General features: G+C 46.0%; 19 protein-coding genes. 13 read left to right on the top strand and 6 right to left on the bottom strand.

The window, feature by feature from the left end; genetic code table 11:
• Positions 1 to 45 precede the first annotated feature (45 nt).
• Entirely contained in the window at positions 46 to 1,908 is a 1,863-nt protein-coding gene (gene sppA, locus DRW07_RS04950) for a signal peptide peptidase SppA (protein WP_124026743.1), read from the top strand.
• A complete protein-coding gene (locus tag DRW07_RS04945; RefSeq protein WP_240630512.1) occupies positions 1,893 to 2,399 on the top strand; it encodes a SprT family zinc-dependent metalloprotease in 507 nt (168 codons plus the stop codon). The genes sppA and DRW07_RS04945 overlap by 16 nt, the downstream gene beginning before the upstream one ends.
• A gap of 61 nt (positions 2,400 to 2,460) precedes the next feature.
• Here the strand turns inward: DRW07_RS04945 and yfbV are convergent, their stop codons facing one another.
• On the bottom strand, positions 2,461 to 2,913 hold the full coding sequence (yfbV, locus tag DRW07_RS04940) for a terminus macrodomain insulation protein YfbV (RefSeq protein ID WP_124026741.1): 453 nt from the start codon (positions 2,911 to 2,913) through the stop codon (positions 2,461 to 2,463).
• Positions 2,914 to 3,129: 216 nt separating this feature from the next.
• Between yfbV and trxB the strand changes: the two genes are divergently transcribed.
• The 4 genes from trxB (at position 3,130) to infA (ending at position 5,827) form a co-directional block, all read left to right on the top strand.
• Positions 3,130 to 4,083 carry a thioredoxin-disulfide reductase gene (gene trxB, locus DRW07_RS04935; protein ID WP_124026740.1) on the top strand — a complete coding sequence of 318 codons (954 nt, stop codon included), beginning with the start codon at positions 3,130 to 3,132 and terminating at the stop codon, positions 4,081 to 4,083.
• Between the two features lie 6 nt (positions 4,084 to 4,089).
• Positions 4,090 to 4,818: a leucyl/phenylalanyl-tRNA--protein transferase gene (gene aat, locus DRW07_RS04930; RefSeq protein WP_124026739.1), complete on the top strand. Its 729-nt coding sequence runs from the start codon at positions 4,090 to 4,092 to the stop codon at positions 4,816 to 4,818.
• Between the two features lies 1 nt (position 4,819).
• The gene (locus DRW07_RS04925; protein ID WP_377923150.1) at positions 4,820 to 5,527 is read left to right on the top strand and encodes an arginyltransferase; all 708 of its coding nucleotides are present in this window, start codon (positions 4,820 to 4,822) and stop codon (positions 5,525 to 5,527) included.
• 81 nt (positions 5,528 to 5,608) lie between these two features.
• Entirely contained in the window at positions 5,609 to 5,827 is a 219-nt protein-coding gene (infA, locus tag DRW07_RS04920; protein WP_006010397.1) for a translation initiation factor IF-1, read from the top strand.
• Between the two features lie 60 nt (positions 5,828 to 5,887).
• Here infA and clpA read toward each other — a convergent pair whose 3' ends face one another.
• Together clpA and clpS are read right to left on the bottom strand one after the other, a co-directional pair.
• A complete protein-coding gene (gene clpA, locus DRW07_RS04915; protein ID WP_124026738.1) occupies positions 5,888 to 8,164 on the bottom strand; it encodes an ATP-dependent Clp protease ATP-binding subunit ClpA in 2,277 nt (758 codons plus the stop codon).
• Between the two features lie 18 nt (positions 8,165 to 8,182).
• A complete protein-coding gene (gene clpS, locus DRW07_RS04910) occupies positions 8,183 to 8,503 on the bottom strand; it encodes an ATP-dependent Clp protease adapter ClpS (RefSeq protein WP_124026737.1) in 321 nt (106 codons plus the stop codon).
• A 312-nt stretch (positions 8,504 to 8,815) separates the two neighbouring features.
• Between clpS and cspD the strand changes: the two genes are divergently transcribed.
• The gene (gene cspD, locus DRW07_RS04905) at positions 8,816 to 9,034 is read left to right on the top strand and encodes a cold shock domain-containing protein CspD (protein ID WP_124026736.1); all 219 of its coding nucleotides are present in this window, start codon (positions 8,816 to 8,818) and stop codon (positions 9,032 to 9,034) included.
• Between the two features lie 116 nt (positions 9,035 to 9,150).
• Here the strand turns inward: cspD and DRW07_RS04900 are convergent, their stop codons facing one another.
• Positions 9,151 to 11,373, bottom strand: a complete 2,223-nt coding sequence (locus DRW07_RS04900) for an NADP-dependent isocitrate dehydrogenase (protein ID WP_124026735.1) — start codon at positions 11,371 to 11,373, stop codon at positions 9,151 to 9,153.
• A gap of 181 nt (positions 11,374 to 11,554) precedes the next feature.
• On the opposite strand from DRW07_RS04900, the gene DRW07_RS04895 reads away from it, so the two are divergent.
• The 6 genes from DRW07_RS04895 (at position 11,555) to DRW07_RS04870 (ending at position 16,967) form a co-directional block, all read left to right on the top strand.
• On the top strand, positions 11,555 to 12,100 hold the full coding sequence (locus DRW07_RS04895; protein WP_124026734.1) for a pseudouridine synthase: 546 nt from the start codon (positions 11,555 to 11,557) through the stop codon (positions 12,098 to 12,100).
• A gap of 98 nt (positions 12,101 to 12,198) precedes the next feature.
• On the top strand, positions 12,199 to 13,302 hold the full coding sequence (gene mnmA / locus DRW07_RS04890; RefSeq protein ID WP_124026733.1) for a tRNA 2-thiouridine(34) synthase MnmA: 1,104 nt from the start codon (positions 12,199 to 12,201) through the stop codon (positions 13,300 to 13,302).
• Complete coding sequence (hflD, locus tag DRW07_RS04885) at positions 13,302 to 13,928, top strand: high frequency lysogenization protein HflD (RefSeq protein ID WP_124026732.1); 627 nt, start codon at positions 13,302 to 13,304, stop codon at positions 13,926 to 13,928. Before mnmA ends, hflD begins: the two co-directional genes overlap by 1 nt.
• 13 nt (positions 13,929 to 13,941) lie before the next feature.
• The gene (gene purB, locus DRW07_RS04880) at positions 13,942 to 15,318 is read left to right on the top strand and encodes an adenylosuccinate lyase (RefSeq protein WP_124026731.1); all 1,377 of its coding nucleotides are present in this window, start codon (positions 13,942 to 13,944) and stop codon (positions 15,316 to 15,318) included.
• Positions 15,305 to 16,420, top strand: a complete 1,116-nt coding sequence (locus DRW07_RS04875; protein WP_165870403.1) for a cupin domain-containing protein — start codon at positions 15,305 to 15,307, stop codon at positions 16,418 to 16,420. Before purB ends, DRW07_RS04875 begins: the two co-directional genes overlap by 14 nt.
• Positions 16,421 to 16,505: 85 nt before the next feature.
• Positions 16,506 to 16,967, top strand: coding sequence for a GNAT family N-acetyltransferase (locus DRW07_RS04870; RefSeq protein WP_124026729.1), 462 nt, complete (start codon positions 16,506 to 16,508; stop codon positions 16,965 to 16,967).
• Here DRW07_RS04870 and DRW07_RS04865 read toward each other — a convergent pair.
• Both DRW07_RS04865 and ydiJ read right to left on the bottom strand, forming a co-directional pair.
• Positions 16,959 to 17,354 carry a DUF4826 family protein gene (locus DRW07_RS04865; RefSeq protein ID WP_124026728.1) on the bottom strand — a complete coding sequence of 132 codons (396 nt, stop codon included), beginning with the start codon at positions 17,352 to 17,354 and terminating at the stop codon, positions 16,959 to 16,961. The genes DRW07_RS04870 and DRW07_RS04865 overlap by 9 nt on opposite strands.
• A complete protein-coding gene (gene ydiJ / locus DRW07_RS04860; protein ID WP_124026727.1) occupies positions 17,354 to 20,422 on the bottom strand; it encodes a D-2-hydroxyglutarate dehydrogenase YdiJ in 3,069 nt (1,022 codons plus the stop codon). Before ydiJ ends, DRW07_RS04865 begins: the two co-directional genes overlap by 1 nt.
• Positions 20,423 to 20,500 lie beyond the last annotated feature (78 nt).

Genomic DNA, 20,500 nt, shown 5'->3' with positions numbered 1-20,500 from the left:
GCGACAATCGACACAAACCAAAAATGGGCAGAGGTAGATCGTTTTATGGCAGAAAGCAGGAGCTGGACTAAATCATTGTTTGTAGGTACATGGAATGTACTCAATTTCAGCCGCAAGCTGTTTTTCAATATCATCTTTATTGCAATTGCTGTTTTTATCATCATTGCACTAAGTAGTGACAACGATAAGTTGTCAGTGACCCCCGACAGCATGTTAAAAATTGACTTCAAAGGCAGATTGGTCATTGAAGAACAGGAAGTTGATCCCTTCGATAAATTTATGCAAGAGGCCTTGGAGCAAGAAGATGACAATCCTGAAATGTTGGTCAGGGACCTTGTTTTTGCACTTGAAAATGCGGCACAAGACAACCGCATTAAAGGCTTGGTACTCAATCTACAAGCATTGATGCCTAGTGGTTTAGATAAGCTTCGTACCGTTGCCGAGGCAATTGACAGCTTCAAAGCATCGGGTAAGCCTGTCTATGCAGTAGGCGACTATTATTCCAGAGACCAGTATTACCTGGCCGCGCACGCCGACAAGATCGTACTTAATCCCATGGGCGCAGTGCTGATTGATGGATACGGTCGTTATGGCGTATACATGAAAGACTTCCTTGATAAGTTAAAAGTGACCGCCAATATTTTCCGGGTGGGCACGTATAAATCAGCCATAGAACCTTTTATTCGCAATGACATGTCGGAAGCCGCCAAAGAAGCAAACAAGGCATGGCTCGATAAATATTGGGAACAATACAAAGCTGACGTCATGACTGCACGTGGCTTTGACGAAGCGCAGTTTGACGAAAAGTTAAGTAGTCTGATCGAGAAGTTTAAGGCTGTTGGCGGCGACTTCAGTGATTATGCCCTTGAATACGGTTGGGTAGACGAGCTGAAAAGTCGCGAACAAGTACGAGAAATGATGTTAGAACACGTAGAAGAAGCAGATAATCGTTCAGGTTATAAACTGACTTCTTACAACACGTATATGAAAATCATTAATCCTAATTTACCGGTTGTTGAAACAAGCGATGCCAAGATCGCCGTAGTTGTCGCATCAGGTACCATCCTCAACGGCAATCAAAAAGCAGGTGCAATTGGTGGAGACAGTACTGCAAGACTACTTCGCAAGGCCAGAAAGGATGATTCGGTAAAAGCGGTTGTCTTACACGTAGACTCACCGGGTGGCAGTGCGTTTGCCTCTGAGGTTATCCGCCAGGAAGTCCTTAACCTGAAAGCTGCAGGCAAACCTGTTGTTGCTAAGATGGGCACTTATGCCGCTTCAGGAGGCTACTGGATATCGGCAAGTTCAGACTATATCGTTGCCTCACCCAGCACTATCACAGGGTCTATTGGTGTATTTGGTTTGTTCATGACGTATGAAAAATCATTGAATTACCTAGGTATCAATAGTGATGGTGTTGGCTCCACAGAGTTAGCAGACCTGTCTCCCGCAAGAGGCATGTCCGAGGGATACAAAGATTTGTTCCAGCTGAACGTTGAAAACCTCTACGGTGAATTTATCAACCTGGTTGCAACAGAGAGAAACCTTAGCGTTGATACTGTCGACGGTATTGCACAGGGTCGCGTATGGATAGGCGAAACCGCACTAGAACTTGGGTTGGTGGATGAACTGGGTACACTTGATAGCGCAGTTGCCAAGGCAGCAGAATTGGCGAGTATTGATAACTACGACATCAGTTACGTAAAGCGCAGTCTGTCTCCTCAGGAACTGTTCTGGAAAGAGTTCTTTGGTCAGGCTCTGGCATCGACAGCCAGTGCGGGTTTGTCACACGTTCAGTCACCACTGCTTGATGCCATCAAGCACGCCGTCAATCACTTTGACGAACTTTATCGTTTGAACGATCCACAAGGTGTTTACATATATTGCCTACAATGCAAAATGCATTAACTTCATCGACGGCAGACCCTCAGTCTGCCGTTCTTCTTTGTGTAGACAAACACATTGCAAAAGCGTCATCTTATTTTGACTATCCTTTAAGAAAGCCGCAGGTCACCTTTAGAGCTTCTGGTACCCGAGCGGGCACCGCTTTTTTGCATCAAAACCGCGTGAATTTTCATCGCATATTGTTGCAGCACAACCTGCACACATATCTCAGCGACGTTGTACCACACGAAATTGCACATCTGGTAGTGCATAGCTTGTTTGGCAGAGTTCAGCCACACGGGCGTGAGTGGAAACTGGTAATGCAGTCAGTGTTCGGCTGTCGGCCCTCAGTAACGCATACGCTTGATTTGTCAGTATTAGAACGTAAAACGTGGGACTACCAGTGTGCTTGTACCACCCATCAGTTAACAACAAGACGTCACAATGCGATACAACAAAAAAAACGAATTTATCGATGCCAACGCTGTGAGAACATATTAACTGTTTCACCTTAACAGTAAGGTTGCTATTGCTTTAGCTACCTCAAAGCCAGCGTAAGGTGAAGCTACGATGACATTATTGTGATAGGAGATCTTTTCTAAACACCCTGTCAAGTTCACTGAATGCCGTTTTGAGCAGTTCAGCAAGTTCTCGATACTTAGGGTACGCTTTTGCCGCTTTGAGTGAACAACCGTGTGCCGCCATTTTGGCGTGGATATCTCTGTACCAATGACGCAACGCAGGTGGTAACACCTGATTGGAACGATGACCGAGCCACAACACCCCCTGAAAGGGTAATGACAAGAAGAATCCACCGATAGCAAGGGCTTGAGGCAAATACGTACTGCCGTTTACTTGTACCATCAGCGTGGTGGAGACTACCGCTAGCGCAGGCATGACTTTTAAGCCAAACTTTGTTGCCGCTATCACTCTTGGCTCAGCAAAATAACTACCTAATTCTTTAGCTTCAGGCCATAGCTTCATGTAATCTTGACCATCGCGAAGCAAAGTAGAAAATGAATGTTGCATAGTATAAACCCTCTGCTGGTAGACTAAGTATACGTTACCTGCCGCAATGTGCGAATGAAAAAGTGATCGCATGTGGCTATTTTACGTTTACGTACATGTAATCGTTCATTTTTCATATCACAATAAAATAGGGATTGAATAATCAAAATTCATCCCAACGTTGTCTATCAATAAGAGATGTATGCATACCGTGAGTATGCTTTTTTGGAGATAATTATGTCGGAAGCCAGACACGTTCGTCTGCTAATACTAGGCTCTGGGCCTGCGGGCTATTCCGCTGCAGTTTACGCAGCACGTGCAAATTTGAATCCTGTTCTGCTAACTGGTATTCAACAAGGTGGTCAGTTAACCACAACCACAGAAGTTGAAAACTGGCCAGGTGATCCAGAGGGCTTAACCGGACCAGATTTGATGGTTCGCATGCAAAAGCATGCAGAAAAGTTCGATACTGAGATTATTTTTGATCACATTAACAAAACCGACTTATCTAAGCGTCCTTTCACACTTTACGGCGACAGTGGAACCTACACCTGTGATGCATTGATTATTGCCACAGGTGCGTCTGCAAAGTATTTAGGTCTTGAGTCAGAACAAGCGTTCATGGGTAGAGGTGTTTCAGCTTGTGCAACCTGTGACGGATTCTTCTATCGCAACCAAAAAGTGGCGGTAATCGGTGGCGGTAATACCGCGGTCGAAGAAGCGCTCTATTTGTCGAATATCGCCTCTGAAGTACACGTAGTCCATCGCAGAGACACGTTCAGAAGTGAAAAGATCTTGTCTCAACGTTTGCTGGATAAGGCAGAAAATGGCAACGTAGTACTTCACCTAAACAAGACCCTGGACGAAGTGGTGGGTGATGAAATGGGCGTAACCGGGATCAAGATAAAAGACACACAAACGGGTGATGTTTCTGACCTTGATATCATGGGCTTATTCGTGGCGATTGGACACCAGCCAAACACCGGCATCTTCGACGGTCAGTTAGAAATGAAAGACGGCTACTTGAAGGTAAACAGTGGTCTTGAAGGTAACGCGACGCAAACCAGTGTACCCGGTGTTTTTGCCGCGGGCGATGTGAGTGATCATGTATATCGCCAGGCGATTACCAGCGCAGGTACAGGCTGCATGGCCGCACTGGACGCAGAGAAGTTCCTAGACAGTCAAGACTAAGGGGCGATGTCAAAAATCGTCCTGCCCTATCTAGAGGGCAACGCACCTTTTCCAGCGCCAGAGACGGCGCTGGATGAGCCCAACGGGCTGCTCTGTTTTGGTGCCGACCTTTCCCCAAAAAGGCTCAAAGAGGCCTACAGCAAGGGGATATTTCCCTGGTTCAGCGAAGGTGAACCCCTATTATGGTGGTCGCCTGACCCGAGAGCCATTATTGTTCCAACCGAATTTCACGTTAGCAAAAGTCTCAAAAAGCATATGCGAAAAGCAGCATTAAGCATAACGCTTAATACGCGTTTTGATGAAGTCATTGCCGCCTGCTCATCCATACCCAGATATGACCACGAAGGATATCAACAAGGTACTTGGATCACGCACACTATGCGTGACGCATATTGCCGCTTGCACCGTCTTGGCTATGCTCACTCCATTGAGGTACTACGCGGCGAGACGCTAGTTGGCGGGCTATATGGTGTTGTGACTCACGGCGTGTTTTGTGGTGAATCTATGTTTCACACTGAAACGAACGCCTCTAAGGTCGCAATGGCTGCATTAGTTGCATTACTCACCCCCTATCCTCATGTATTTATAGACTGTCAGTTACCCACCGACCATCTCACATCACTGGGTGCAAAAACTGTGTCCCGCACGCAATTTTTAACTATGCTTAAAGAAGCGAACCAACACGGTTTACCAAAAGCGCTATGGCAAAAACGCGCACTGCCAACAGGGTGTTGATATGTCGGGAATGAAATTTGCCCTAACCCAGCCTTACCAATGTAACTACCTTCCTGATGAGAAGGAGCAATTACTCGTGCTAATGCCGCCCGACAATGGCATGCAGTCAACGCACTATGAATGGCTTATAACATCTGGATTCAGGCGTAGTGGCGATCAGGTTTACCGGCCTCACTGTGACAGTTGCCAAGCTTGTCGTTCTGTCCGTGTGCTCGTCGATCAATTTACGCCTTCTCGTAGCCAAAAACGTCTGCTAAAAAAAATGGAAAACTGGCAAACACGGTTTATCACAGAACTTACCGATGAGCATTTTGAGCTTTACCGCAGATACATTGAACTACGCCATTACGGTGGTGCCATGTATCCGCCCTCCAAATCTCAATTTGAACAGTTTGTTAACTGTTATTGGCACCCTCCCCGTTTTCTGGAAGCGCGTATAGATAAAAAACTTATTGCGCTCGCTGTCACAGACTGTTTTGGTGATGCCTTTTCTGCCCTATATACGTTTTTTGAACCTGACCTCAGTGATCAGTCCTTAGGAACCAGCATGATCTTGCTGCAAATTCAAAAAGCCAAAGCCGAGGGTAAACGTTATCTTTATTTGGGCTATCAAGTTGAAGGCTGTCAAAAAATGGAATACAAAGACAAATTTTTACCCCAAGAGCAGTTTGAACAAGGTAAATGGCGCTTAATTGAAAAAAAACGCTAGATTACTCTTTACACGCCACAGTGAATTGGTTAATGTCTGCGCGGCAAAAATTTGAGACTAATTTGAGGTTATCCCGCTAAGATGGCAAAAGAAGATTGTATTGAAATGGAAGGAACGGTACTCGACACCCTTCCAAACACTATGTTTCGTGTCGAATTGGAAAATGGACACGTGGTCACAGCTCACATCTCTGGCAAGATGCGTAAAAACTATATCCGTATTTTGACTGGCGACAAGGTGACTGTTGAAATGACTCCTTACGATCTGTCTAAAGGCCGTATTATTTATCGCGCCAGATAATATTCTTAATTTAAAAAAAAGCCCCATCGACTGATGGGGCTTTTTTGTTTGCAATATCCTTTAACTAGGCTCAGTTTCAGCTTGCTTTGTATCTGCAGCTTTGTAGTCGAACGTAAGCTTGTTATCTGACACGTCCAGGGTAACTTCTCCCCCTTTGCTCAAACGTCCAAACAATAATTCATTGGCCAATTCCTTTTTAACTTCCTCTTTGATGAGTCTTGCCATAGGCCTTGCTCCCATCGCCTTGTCATAGCCCTTCTCTGCCAGGTACTGTCTTGCTGCATCAGTCACATCCATAGACACATGCTTTTCATCTAGCTGCGCTTGCAGTTCGATAAGGAACTTATCAACAACCTGTAAAATAACATCCTGATTAAGATGGTTGAACCAAATGATCGCGTCTAAACGATTTCTAAATTCAGGACTGAATACTTTGTTTATTTCACTCAGTGCATCATGACTGTGATCTTGTTGTTTAAAACCAATGGTTGTCTTCACTGTTTCCTGTACACCGGCATTGGTAGTCATCACCAATACAACATTTCTAAAATCCACTTTGCGGCCGTTATTATCTGTTAACGTGCCGTGATCCATCACTTGCAGCAAAATATTGTAAATATCGCTGTGTGCCTTTTCTATTTCGTCAAGCAAAACAACCGAATAAGGATTTTTGATCACGGCGTCAGTCAGTAAGCCGCCTTGATCGAACCCCACATAACCCGGAGGCGCACCAATCAGTCTGCTAACTGCATGCCGTTCCATATATTCCGACATATCAAAACGCACCAGCTCAACACCCATTATTTTGGCTAGCTGCTGGGTGACTTCCGTTTTCCCTACGCCGGTCGGGCCTGCGAACATAAAGTTACCAATCGGTTTATTCTCGGTGCCCAAACCGGAACGTGACAGATGTATTGCATCAGTGAGCGTTTCGATAGCTTTGTCTTGCCCAAACACCACCATTTTCAAGTTACGCCCCAAGTTTTTCAGGACTTCTTTATCTGAGGCAGATACTGATTTTTCTGGTATCCGCGCCATCTTGGCAATAATCTGCTCGATATCCGACACGTTAATGGTCTTTTTACGTTTGGACTGGGGTAACAACCGCTGGCTTGCACCCGCCTCGTCCATCACATCGATGGCCTTATCTGGCAAATGACGCTCATTGATATACTTGGCCGACAACTCAGCAGCAGCATGCAGGGCTTTTTGTGTAAAGCGAACGCTGTGATGCTCTTCGTATCGTGATTTGAGCCCCTGAAGAATTTTAGTAGTATCGCCCACACTAGGCTCAATCACATCAACCTTCTGGAATCGGCGAGCTAATGCTCTGTCTTTCTCGAATATGCCCTGATATTCCTGATAAGTTGTGGAGCCTATGCACCGCAACTCACCACTACTGAGTTTGGGCTTGAGTAAATTTGACGCATCCATAACGCCACCTGAAGCGGCTCCTGCACCAATAATTGTGTGGATCTCGTCAATGAATAAAATCGCATCTGGATCCTGCGTAAGCTCTTTTAGAATACCTTTTAAACGCTTTTCGAAATCTCCGCGATATTTGGTACCCGCAAGCAATCCACCTAAATCCAAGGAGTGCACAGTACAACTGGCAATCACATCAGGTACGTCTTTATTGACAATCCTATATGCCAGCCCTTCGGCGATCGCCGTTTTACCTACACCCGCTTCCCCTACGAGTAGCGGGTTGTTTTTGCGACGCCGACACAAAATCTGAATGGTGCGCTCCACCTCATTGTCGCGACCAATCAATGGATCAATTTTACCGTCGAGCGCCTGCTGGTTGAGATTTGTCGCATAACGTGCAAGGGGTGATGCATTCTCCTCACCTTCAGACGCCTCTTCCGTTGACTCTGATTCGCTACTGCTATCATCATCCAGTTTACTGACACCGTGGCTGATGTAATTCACGACATCCAGGCGCGTAACGTCGGCTTTTTTAAGTATATAAACGGCTTGCGATTCTTGCTCACTGAATATGGCAACTAATACATTTGCACCTGTGACTTCTTCTTTACCAGACGACTGGACATGAAAAACAGCGCGTTGTAATACTCGTTGGAAGCCCAAGGTAGGCTGAGTCTCGCGCTCTTTAAGCTGGTCTTCAAGGATTAACGGTGTAGTGTCTTTTACAAATTCCAGCAGCTCTGCTTTGATAACATCTACATTAGCACCGCATGCCTGCAATGCTTCTTTAGCCGCTGGATTGTCTAACAGAGCTAATAACAAATGCTCTACCGTCATGAACTCATGGCGATGTTCTCGAGCAAATACAAAAGCCTCATTCAAGGTCCGCTCTAAATCTTTATTTAACATAGTGATCGCCTTCTAAAACTACGCTTGTTCCATGGTACACATCAAAGGATGCTGGTGCTTGCGCGCGTACTGATTTACTTGCATAACTTTTGTCTCTGCTACTTCAGCAGAATATATACCGCACACGGCTTTGCCGTGATAATGCACGGTCAACATGACCTGGTTGGCCTTCTCGTTATCCATATTAAAAAAACGCATAATAACGTCGACGACAAAGTCCATGGGTGTGTAGTCGTCATTATTCAGTATTACCTTATACATCGGCGGCGGCTGAACTTTCTTGCGTACCGCATCAATTTGCTTCTCTTTATCAATACTAATGGTGTTATCTTTACTCATAATCCACTACAGGAGACGGTTGTCTTTTCACAATTCTCATGTCAGAGAGGCTATCGAAGACGTATTCTGTAAGCGTTCAAACACTGCGCATCACCGTTAACGGTATTCTCTAATTTAAGAGTAACAGTCGTTGTAAGCAGTGCAAACTATTTGCGATAAATTTGACTATTTTATGAAAAATGTAAATTCGTCTTGACAGATTGTGGTTAAAATATCTACAGTCATAGTGTGTATTTTTTATGCACACACCTGCCCTATTCATATAGTGGGGTCAGATGGTAGTGAGTTCAAGGAGTTTAAGGAAGTCGATGTATGGCTGTGGGTAAAGTTAAGTGGTTTAACAACGCAAAAGGTTTCGGATTTATTGTCCCTGACGAGGGTGGTGAAGACATTTTTGCACACTATTCAACAATTCAAATGGAAGGCTATCGTTCTTTGAAGGCTGGCCAGGAAGTCCAATTCGATGTACAGCAGGGTCCGAAAGGACTGCATGCAGAGAACATCGATGTTGTTAATGAGCAAGAAAGATAACGCATACCTTCATAACGCTAAGTGACGGCGTTTTGAACACTAAACAGTGTGACCGAACCGCATCATAAAAAAACCGGCTTATAGCCGGTTTTTTATGTTTTGCTCTACGACAAATGCTACGCCAATAACGATCTCAGCGTTTGGCTGGGTGTCATTGCCGCACTCACTTTTTCCTCATCAGGGTAGTAGTAACCACCAATATCAGCAGGTTTGCCCTGAGTAGCATCTATCTCTGCAAGAATAGTGGCTTCATTGCTCACCATAGACTGAGCGAGCGGTGCAAACTCAGCGGCTAAATCTGCATCATCCTTCTGTGCCGCCACTTCTTGTGCCCAATACAATGCAAGATAAAAATGGCTACCTCTGTTATCCAGCTCACCCGCCTTACGCAGTGGAGATTTTCCGTTGTTCAGAAGTTGTTCAGTGGCACGATCAAGGGCCGATGCCAATACCTTCGCTTTGGTATTTCCATGCTTATTGGCCATATCTTCCAAAGAAACGCCCAAAGCAAGGAACTCACCCAGTGAATCCCAACGCAAGTGCCCTTCTTCAACAAATTGCTGTACATGCTTCGGTGCAGAACCACCTGCGCCGGTTTCATACAAACCGCCACCGGCCATTAGAGGAACCACCGACAACATTTTTGCACTGGTCCCGAGCTCAAGAATGGGGAATAAATCGGTCAGGTAGTCACGCAGTACGTTACCCGTTACTGAAATGGTATCCAAACCACGGATTGCCCTTTCCATAGAATAGCGAATGGCGCGCACTGGCGACATAATTTGAATATCCAGACCATCGGTGTCGTGATCTTTAAGATAACGATTCACTTTTTCGATAAGCTGCGCATCGTGAGCACGCTCATCATCTAACCAGAACACGGCTGGCATACCCGACAGGCGAGAGCGCGTAACCGCTAATTTAACCCAGTCTTGAATAGGCAGATCTTTGGTCTGACACATACGCCAGATATCGCCCTCTTCTACGTCGTGCTCAATAAGGACATTGCCTGCTTCGTCAACAATTTGTATGGTGCCGTCAGCGTCAAGTTCAAATGTCTTATCGTGTGAGCCATACTCTTCCGCTTTTTGAGCCATCAAACCCACATTGGGAATGGTTCCCATCGTTGTAGGGTCAAAAGCACCATGCGTTTTACAGAAGTTAATAACTTCTTGATAAATCGTTGCGTAAGTACTTTCAGGAATGACTGCTTTGGTATCCTGAGGCTTACCGTCCGGCCCCCACATCTGACCTGAATTTCTGATCATGGCTGGCATAGAAGCATCAACGATAACGTCACTAGGTACATGTAAGTTAGAGATACCCTTGTCAGAATTTACCATGGCGATCGGAGGGCGATCGGCGTAACACGCATTGATATCTCGTTGAATTTCAGAGCGCTGTGATTCAGGCAAGGACGCGATTTTATCGTACACACTGCCCAATCCGTTATTTGGATTGACACCCAACTCATCAAAAAGGTCTTGGTATTTATCGAACAACTGCTTATAAAACACTTTCACACAGTGACCGAACACTATGGGATGCGACACCTTCATCATGGTCGCTTTTACGTGTAACGAGAACAAAATACCCGTTTCGCGTGCATCTTCGATTTGTTCTTCGAAAAATTTGCACAAGGCTTTTTTGCTCATAAACATGCCGTCAATGACTTCGCCATCAAGCAAATCAATGCGGTCTTTAAGCACTTTGGTATTGCCTGCTTTGTCAGTAAAACGAATGCTTACCGGGCCGGCTTTGTCTACTGTGACAGATTTCTCAGCAGAATAAAAATCTCCTCCACGCATATGTGCTACATGAGTGCGAGAAGCTTGGCTCCACGCGCCCATGCTGTGCGGATGACTTTTAGCGTAGTTTTTCACCGCTGTTGGTGCACGTCTGTCTGAATTACCCTCACGTAACACCGGGTTAACAGCGCTTCCCAATATTTTGCCATAGCGCTCACGAATAGACTTCTCTTCGTCGTTTTGCGGATCTTCAGGAAAAGCAGGGACTGCAAAGCCCTTGTTGTTAAGCTCTGCAATCGCAGCCTTTAACTGCGGAATAGAAGCACTGATATTCGGCAGTTTGATAATGTTGGCCGTTTCATCCTGAGTTAAGGCACCCAATTCAGCCAAGGCGTCACTGATTTTTTGCTCTTCGGTTAAATATTCAGAAAAGTTAGCCAGAATCCTACCGGCCAATGAAATATCACTTAATTCAACATCGATGTCGGCTGACCCAACAAATTTGCGAATAATGGGAAGCAAAGAATACGTTGCTAACGCAGGAGCCTCGTCGGTTTTGGTGTAAATAATGGTTGATTTGGAATTGGCCATTCGATACCTCTTTGTTGTAGGTGCAGCCACACCCGTAAGTTCGTAGATTCACATCTTGTGGTAGTAGTATAGGGGCGCGTTGATTACTTACAAGTCATACCATTGTATTATGTGATGAATTACAAGTAGTTGACGTGTAAACACGGCTACTATTTAAACAAAAAGAGATAAATGAGCCCCAATGAAAAACAAACAGGTAGTGCTCTTCAATAAACCCTTTAATGTGTTGAGCCAGTTTACCGATGCTGATGGTCGTGAAACGCTCAAGGACTATATTTCAGTCCCACAGGTTTATGCAGCCGGTCGTCTTGATAGAGACTCAGAGGGACTTTTAGTGTTAACTAATGATGGCAAGTTACACCACAAACTTGCTCACCCAAAGAATAAAACCAGTAAGACCTATTGGGCGCAAGTAGAGGGTATACCTGATGATGCCGCTATTCAGGCGCTGTGTCAGGGTGTTGAGCTAAAGGACGGCATGACGGCACCCGCAAAAGTACAACTTATGGAACCACCAGATATCTGGCCTCGTAATCCTCCTATACGGGAACGACAGTCTATTCCAACCTCATGGCTACGTTTAACCATCTCAGAGGGCAGAAACAGGCAGGTAAGACGCATGACAGCGCACGTGGGCTTCCCGACTCTGCGCTTAATCCGTTATCGCGTTGGCAACTGGACGCTGGACGGTATTGAAAACGGCAAATTTATACAAATTACCTTATAACGGAATAGTACAAGTAATGCGCCTAGTGTAACTGGCACAGCCTGTGTGCTTCTGGTAAAATCCGCGCCCCGTAATGCTTGGAGAATCGCGTAGTCTTTATGCACAAAGAAAATGAACAAACAAAAGTCATCGTAGGCATGTCCGGCGGCGTTGATTCGTCTGTCTCTGCGTACCTGTTATTGCAACAGGGCTATCAGGTAGAGGGCTTGTTCATGAAAAACTGGGAAGAAGATGATGACGATGAATATTGTGCAGCTGCTGAAGATTTAGCAGATGCCAAAGCCGTGTGCGATAAATTAGGCATTCACCTTCATACCATCAATTTTGCCGCAGAATACTGGGACAATGTTTTTGAATATTTTCTTGACGAGTATAAAGCTGGCAGAACCCCAAACCCAGACATTATGTGCAACAAAGAAATCAAGTTTAAGGCATTTTTAGAATTTGCCGCGGAAGACTTGGGCGCTGATTACATCGCCACCGGCCATTATGTCAGACGCAGATTCAATGAGGGGCATTGGCAGCTGGTCAGAGGGCTGGATAATAATAAAGACCAAAGCTACTTTTTATACACGTTAGGCGAAGCCCATGTGGCTAAAACCCTTTTTCCTGTTGGCGAGCTGGAAAAGCCAGAGGTACGACGTATTGCATCAGAGCAAGGACTGATTACCCATGATAAAAAAGATAGCACAGGCATTTGTTTCATTGGCGAGCGTAAATTTAAAGATTTTCTGCAGCGCTTTTTACCTGCTCAACCAGGGCAAATAGAAACCGCTGAAGGTGAGGTGATCGGTCAGCACGAAGGTCTCATGTATCACACGCTTGGTCAGAGGAAGGGATTACTAATTGGCGGTATGAAAGACCACGGTGACCAACCCTGGTATGTGGTCGACAAAGATGTAGAGCGCAACGTGCTGATTGTAGGTCAAGGCAGCGATCATCCTAGGCTATATTCTAATGGGCTGATTGCAAATCAGTTACACTGGGTTAACCGCACCCCACTGAGCACACCAACGCGCGCAGTGGTGAAAACCCGATATCGTCAAACCGATATCCCCTGCACACTCACGCCAGATGGCACAGATAAGGTATCTGTGATGTTTGACGAACCGCAAAAAGCCGTAACGCCGGGTCAGTCCGCCGTGTTTTATCAAGACGAGGTCTGCCTTGGAGGCGGCATCATAGAGCAGTACATACGTTAATGTTAGCAAAGAATATAGAAGCACAGCTTGCCCTGGCAGGTGTTTGTCAGGCAGCAACCTTGGTACAAAACATCGCGCGCAAAGGTGAATTTGACAAACTCGCATTTGAGTCAAGCTTATCCAGCATACTCGTCACTGAACCTGACACACCTCAACAGGTATTTGGTTCATTGAGCAACTTGCGAATGGGTTTTTCTACTCTACTGTCCCAGTTAGACAATCATTCGCAGCAAAAGGATACCGAGTTAACCCGTTATATTGCCAGCATACTTGGGCTAGAGCGCAAATTGACCAAACACCCTAAGGCATTGGCAGAACTCGGCGACAGAATTAACCATGTGCAAAGGCAGTTGGCTTATGTCGAAGTTGACAACGACCAGGTGATTTCGTCACTTGCAAGTATTTACACCGATATTGTCAGCCCGTTAGCACCGAAAATACAAATAGCCGGAAGCCCAGCATTTTTAAAGCAGAGTATCAATCAACACCGTGTAAGAGCCTTGCTGCTGGCCGGTGTTCGCGCTGCGTTTATGTGGCGTCAGATGGGCGGTAAACGCAGAAACATTTTATTTCAACGTAAACATATTGTTCATAGCGCTCGGGAAGCCTTGCGCTTAATTCAGTGATCAGGAGAGTCAAGTGGACTTGTCACAATTAACCGCCGTGTCCCCGGTAGACGGTCGCTACGGCGACAAAACAGCCGAACTTAGAAGCATTTTCAGCGAATTTGGATTACTCAAATACCGCGTAGAGGTAGAAGTCAGGTGGCTGCAAAAACTCGCTTCAACAGACGGTATTTCAGAAGTCCCTGCATTGAGCAACGAGGCCAATGCGCTCTTGGACAATTTGGTCAGCCACTTCAGTGAAGAAGATGCAGCCAGAATCAAAACCATCGAGCGAACAACCAACCACGATGTGAAGGCAGTTGAGTACTTCATTAAAGAAAAAGTCGCAGATTTACCTGAATTAGCGGCAATCAGTGAATTCATTCATTTTGCCTGCACCTCAGAAGATATTAACAATCTTTCTCATGGGTTAATGCTCAGCGCGGCCAGAGAAGACGTTATTCTGCCTTATTGCGATAGAATCATTACAGCTGTTTACGAGCTGGCAAAAGAATACAAAGACGTAGCAATGATGGCTCGCACACATGGTCAGCCAGCTTCACCTACTACTATGGGCAAAGAAATGGCTAATGTGATGATGCGTTTGCAGCGTCAGAGAGAGCAGATTGCCAGCGTGTCCATACTTGGCAAAATTAATGGTGCTGTAGGTAACTATAATGCGCACTTGTCAGCTTACCCTGATGTAAACTGGCATGCGCTCTCAGAGCAGTTTGTCACCTCATTAGGGCTGACCTGGAACGCGTACACTACCCAAATCGAGCCTCATGACTACATTGCGGAGTTGTTCGATGCAATGGCAAGGTTCAATACTATCCTAATTGATTTCGACCGCGACGTGTGGGGCTATATTGCACTGGGACACTTTAAGCAAAAAACCGTCGCCGGCGAAATTGGCTCATCGACCATGCCACATAAAGTGAACCCCATCGATTTTGAAAATTCAGAGGGCAACCTAGGGCTAGCCAATGCAGTTTTTGCTCACCTGGCCACAAAACTACCTGTATCGCGATGGCAGCGTGACCTAACTGACTCTACCGTCCTTCGCAACCTGGGTGTGGGTGTGGGCTACTCACTTATCGCATACCAGGCAAGCCTTAAAGGGATCAGCAAGCTTGAAGTCAATGCCCAAAGTCTGCTCGATGAACTCGACAACAATTGGGAATTGCTGGCCGAACCCATTCAAACAGTAATGCGCCGGTATGGCATTGACCAGCCCTATGAAAAGCTCAAGGCGCTGACGCGCGGTAAAAAAGTTGACCAGCACGTTATGGCAGACTTTATCGATAACCTTGAACTGCCTGACAGCGTGAAAACCGAAATGAAAGCGTTGACACCAGCCAATTACATTGGTGACGCTATACGTTTTGTTGAAGACCTTGTTAAACCCTAATTTCAACATACCGTCTTTTCTTAAAGACCACTGGCAACGCAGTCCCTGTGTTATCCGCAATGCGTTGCCAGATTTTGTTGACCCTATTGATGAGCATGAACTGGCTGGTTTAGCTCAGGAAGCAGAGATAGACAGCCGCATTGTGGCCAAATTGGAGAACCAATGGCACGTCTCCCATGGTCCCTTTGAAGACTTCGATACTGTATGCAAGGGCGACTGGACCTTGATGGTACAGGGCGTAGACAAGTGGCTACCCGAGATCAGCGCACTGGCTTCTGCTTTCTCGTTTATACCGAACTGGCGTTTTGATGATGTCATGATCAGCTTTGCGGTGCCTGGTGCAGGCGTCGGCCCACATGTAGACCAATATGATGTTTTCCTTATTCAGGGCAAGGGAAAACGTCATTGGCAGGTGGGTAAGCCTAATGCACAACCAACGCTTTCACCTCACAAAGACTTGTGTCAAGTAGCAGCATTCGATGCCTGTATTGATGTCGAGCTATCACCTGGCGACATCCTTTATATCCCGCCAGGATGGCCACACTGCGGCACCAGTATTGAAGCAAGTTTGACTTACTCTATTGGTTTTAGAGCGCCCGATGTGCAGGACCTCATGGTCCCTCTACAGGACACCCTTCAAAGCATTCCTTCACTTACTCGCTACACAGACCCAGGTTTGAACTCACGGGCTCAGAGTGCCATGGTGAATGCAAGTGAAATTGAAATCCTAGAATCGCTCATGCATAGCATCATGCAAACCCCGCAATGGCGATTTCAGCTCATGTGCTATTTAAGTGATCAGCACTTACCAACTGCGCCGTTAGACGTTCCCTTTAGTGTTAGTGAGATAACGGAATGCCTAAACCAAGAAAACACAATCACGCCGATACCAGGCTGCCGACCGCTGTGCTCAGAAGCCGTTGCCGGTTCAATCTTCATTAATGGCAACCTTTATGCGGCATCAGACTCATCAACAGCGTGGTTACTTTTACTGTTTGACACTCTTAAAGTACCGCCTCTTCCCTCCTCAACCCAAGACCACATTGAAATCTGTCAGCTTGTAACTACACTTGTCAATGAAGGGTTACTGATCGTTGATTAAAAAAGACGTAAAAACGAAAAAAATACTGGTCAGATTTTAAACACCTGTTAATATCATTGATAGACGGGCACATAATTTTACGTTTATGAAATACCAAATACATACTATCGACTGGGCTTCTGGCCACAAGCGTTTGCGTGAATTACGTGAGCGAGTGTTTGTATTGGAGTGGCAGCTCTCGCCTACCCTGGAGTTCGACAACCACGATGAACAGGCATTCCACGTTGTTGCAAAGGATGAGTCTGGTCAAGATATCGCTACAGCACGCCTCACCAGCAACGGCGAAATAGGCCGCATTGCGGTAAAGCCGCAACACCGCTCACTGGCTTTGTACAAAGCGATATTCAAAAAACTATTTAACCTTGCCCGAGAACATCACATTGATCATGTATTCATTCGATGCAACCTTGACGGTGTTGAAAAAATGACACGATATGGATATCAAAGGCATGGGAAAGTGTTCATGGAGGGCGGTATTCCTATGCAACGCCTAGTCTATCCGTCCAACCAGACAGTACAATTGCCGGATATTAGACAACTACACTGACTGCCACAACTCGTCATTGGTGCTAATGTCGTACAACATCACCCCTTTTTTCTCGAGTAATGCAGCATAGTGGTTTTTGGTCTGGTCATTATCCGCTTCAGCCATCAAATTACTGGCTTTCATTTGCCACTGATAAGCAAAATAGCGAAGCGCGTCACGCGCAGTTGCCGCCGCAGATTCAGCAATCACATCAGCAGGCACGTCGCCACTGATTACCCAATAACGTTTGCCTTCTGTCGACCTGATTTTCCATACTGCCACAACGGGGGCAAGATATTTGCTCTCTTCGGGTGTCACAGCATCGAATAAAATGCCAATTTCGGCAAGGTGTTTATTGGCCCGTTGAAACTGTTCGCGAGCCCAGTCTGTCATTTCTTTTTCGTCCATTATTTACTCTTTTGTAATTGTTGTAGTAACGCCTGAAGCGGGTGCTTGGGCTTATTACCTTGAATTCGATTTACCTGACTGCGACAGGAGAAGCCTGTAGCCAACACGCTGTCCACAGGGAATCGTTCAAACACCGAGGTCCAGCTAAGATTAAAAATGCCTATCGATTTTTCTAGGTTGTCTTTTTCATGGCCATAAGTGCCTGCCATGCCGCAGCATCCAACCGGCACAATGGTGAGCGAACAGCCAATTTTCTCAAACACCTTCTGCCAGGTTTGCTCTGTTTTTGGTAATGCGGTTTTCTCTGTGCAATGTGCAACCAGAGCAAACGTCTCGTTTGTTTTCGTTTTGTTTTTCCAAACTGCTGTCGGCAAATCCGCTAACCACTCGTGTACAGTTAATACGTTGAAATCACCGCGGGCTTTCCCCAGCGTTTTAACATACTCATCGCGATAACATAGGACCAATGAAGCATCTACGCCAACAAGCGGTATGTCCAGTTCAGCCACTTTATTCAAAAAATCGGCAGTATTCTTTGCTGTTCGGGCAAATTCATTCAAAAACCCCTTCACATGCGCCGGTTTACCATTTGGCAAAAACGGCAACAACACAGGTTTTAGGCCTAACACTTTGATTAGCTTAGCAAAGTCTGCAACAACAGTAGCGTCGTAAAAGCTTGTAAAGGGATCCTGAACAATGGCGACGTACTGTTGCCGTTCATCCAGGGAAAGACGCTCAAGCTGCTCCAGAGAAAAAGGTTCGACGGTGTCGTTTACCTGCGCTTTTAGTGTCGGATAAGACAACTGTGGAGTATCCACATACCCTAACTTATTCTCAAGTAACCATGCGACCGGTTTAGACGCCATAATACCGTTGACCAGCTTAGGCATACCAGCCAGTAATGGGGTCATCTTTTCAACATTGGCAACCATGATATCTTTCAAGGGACGCATATACCGCCGGTAGTAGATCGCTAAAAATTTAGCTCTGAAATCAGGCACATCGACATTCACCGGACACTGACTGGTACAGGATTTACACGCCAGACAGCCATTCATTACCTCTAGCACTTCGTGTGAAAAGTCCTGCCGCTCGCGCCTGAGTACCGTATGCGTAAAACGTTCCCAAAACGAAGTGGAAAACTGATTGTGGCTAAGCTCAGTGGTATCGACGTTTTCCTTACCTAGCAAACGTAGCCATTCGCGAATAATGCCTGCCCTGCCTTTAGGCGTATGCCTTCTGTCGGACGTAATTTTGCTTGAAGGACACATTGGCGAACGCGCGTCATAGTTGAAACACAAACCGTTACCGTTACAGCTCATCGCGGGTGCCATGGTTTCTTTGAAGGCAACGGGAATGGCTCTGTCTAGCGTCGCTCTTTTGGGATCAGTCACCCGAACCAGCGACTCTGACGACGCTAAAGGCGTACATATTTTGCCGGGGTTCATTTGATTGAACGGGTCAAACGCTGTTTTAATCTTACGTAGTTCAGTAAACAAAAACTCACCAAAAAAAGCAGGGCCATATTCACTGCGGTAGCCTTTGCCGTGCTCGCCCCACATCAAACCGCCGTATTTTGCCACTAATTCTACGACCTGATCGGATAGCTTATGCATAAGCTTTTCTTGCTCGGTATCGCATAAGTCGAGTGCCGGTCTTACATGAAGCACCCCGGCATCGACATGCCCAAACATACCGTACTGTAGACCATGTCCGTCCAGTAATGCCCTGAATTCAAGGATAAAATCGGCAAGTTTTTCTGGCGGTACAGCAGTATCTTCGGCAAACGCAATGGGCTTGCGCTCCCCCTTAGTTTTACCCAGTAACCCAACGGCTTTTTTGCGCATGGCATAGATGCGTTTAATCGCATCGTCGTCATAGGTAATTTGGTATCCGATAACGCCTGACTCGGCACTTTCTGCCTTTAGTTTTTGTTCCAGCGCTTCAATTTTTTCGCGCATTTCATCAACACTATCGGCGTTGTATTCGACCATGTTAAGGCCCAACAAGGTTTTGTTGGGCACGTCTGTGATCAAATCTGAGATGGAATGCCAAATAATGTCGGTTTTAGCCAGGTTGAGTACCGTACTGTCAACCGTTTCAACTGATGTTGCCTGCGCGGCAACCATAGCAGGCGCATGACGGAGAGCGGCATCAAACGAATCATATTTAATATTCACCAAGGCCTTGCAGGTTGCAATCGGTGTTAGTGAAAGTTTTGCCTCAGTCACCATCGCCAATGACCCTTCGGCGCCAGTAATGAGACGCCCAATATCAACAGTGTCGTTGTCAGGATTGTAGGCATGTTCCAGATCGTACCCAGTTAAAAACCGGTTTAATCGTGGAAACTTTTCAATAATAGCGTCGCGGTGCGCAATACAAGTATCGATAACTTGTCGATATATACCGGCTTCTTGGGTGTTATGTTTTGCTTTTTCCCGAGCGACATCCATCTTCACAGGTGACGTTTCAATGCGCTCGCCATTTGCAAGCACAGCCGTCAACCCGAGTACATGATCACTGGTTTTGCCATACACCAGTGAGCCCTGTCCAGACGCATCTGTACTTATCATGCCACCGAGTGTGGCTCTGTTACTGGTAGACAAGTCTGGCGAGAAAAAGAACCCATGCGGTCTGAGCGCATCGTTCAGGGCATCTTTTACCACACCCGCTTGCACGCGCACCCAGCCTTGCTCTACATTAATTTCAAGCACCTGATTGAGATAGCGGCGGATGTCCACGACTATGCCATCGGTCAGGCTTTGTCCGTTAGTGCCAGTACCACCGCCGCGCGCACTGAATTTAACGTCAGTATGCACATTAGCCAGCTTACCAATAATTTCACAATCGTCTGTTGAAGTAGGGAAAATTACCGCCTGCGGCATTTTCTGATAAACAGAGTTGTCAGTCGCCATCGCGAGACGGCTGCCATAACTGGTTTCAATATCGCCCTGAAATGCGCTTTGTTGTAACGCTTCAATAAATGCAATATAAGATTGTGAAAGACCCGATTCGGGCTTTAATGCAGGTAAGCTCAACCACTCAACTCCAACGTCATTTATTCGCATGAGCAGTATACCTAAACTCAAGCTCAGGTGCTAAAGGTCAGGCCGACTTCTGATGAAATTATGACATATTTGTTTACA

Source organism: Paralteromonas sediminis, from assembly GCF_003820355.1.
Classification (GTDB): Bacteria; Pseudomonadota; Gammaproteobacteria; order Enterobacterales; family Alteromonadaceae; genus Alteromonas_F; species Alteromonas_F sediminis.
The sequence above is the reverse complement of the archived record's forward strand: the minus strand, read 5'-3'. Positions and strand labels throughout refer to the sequence as shown.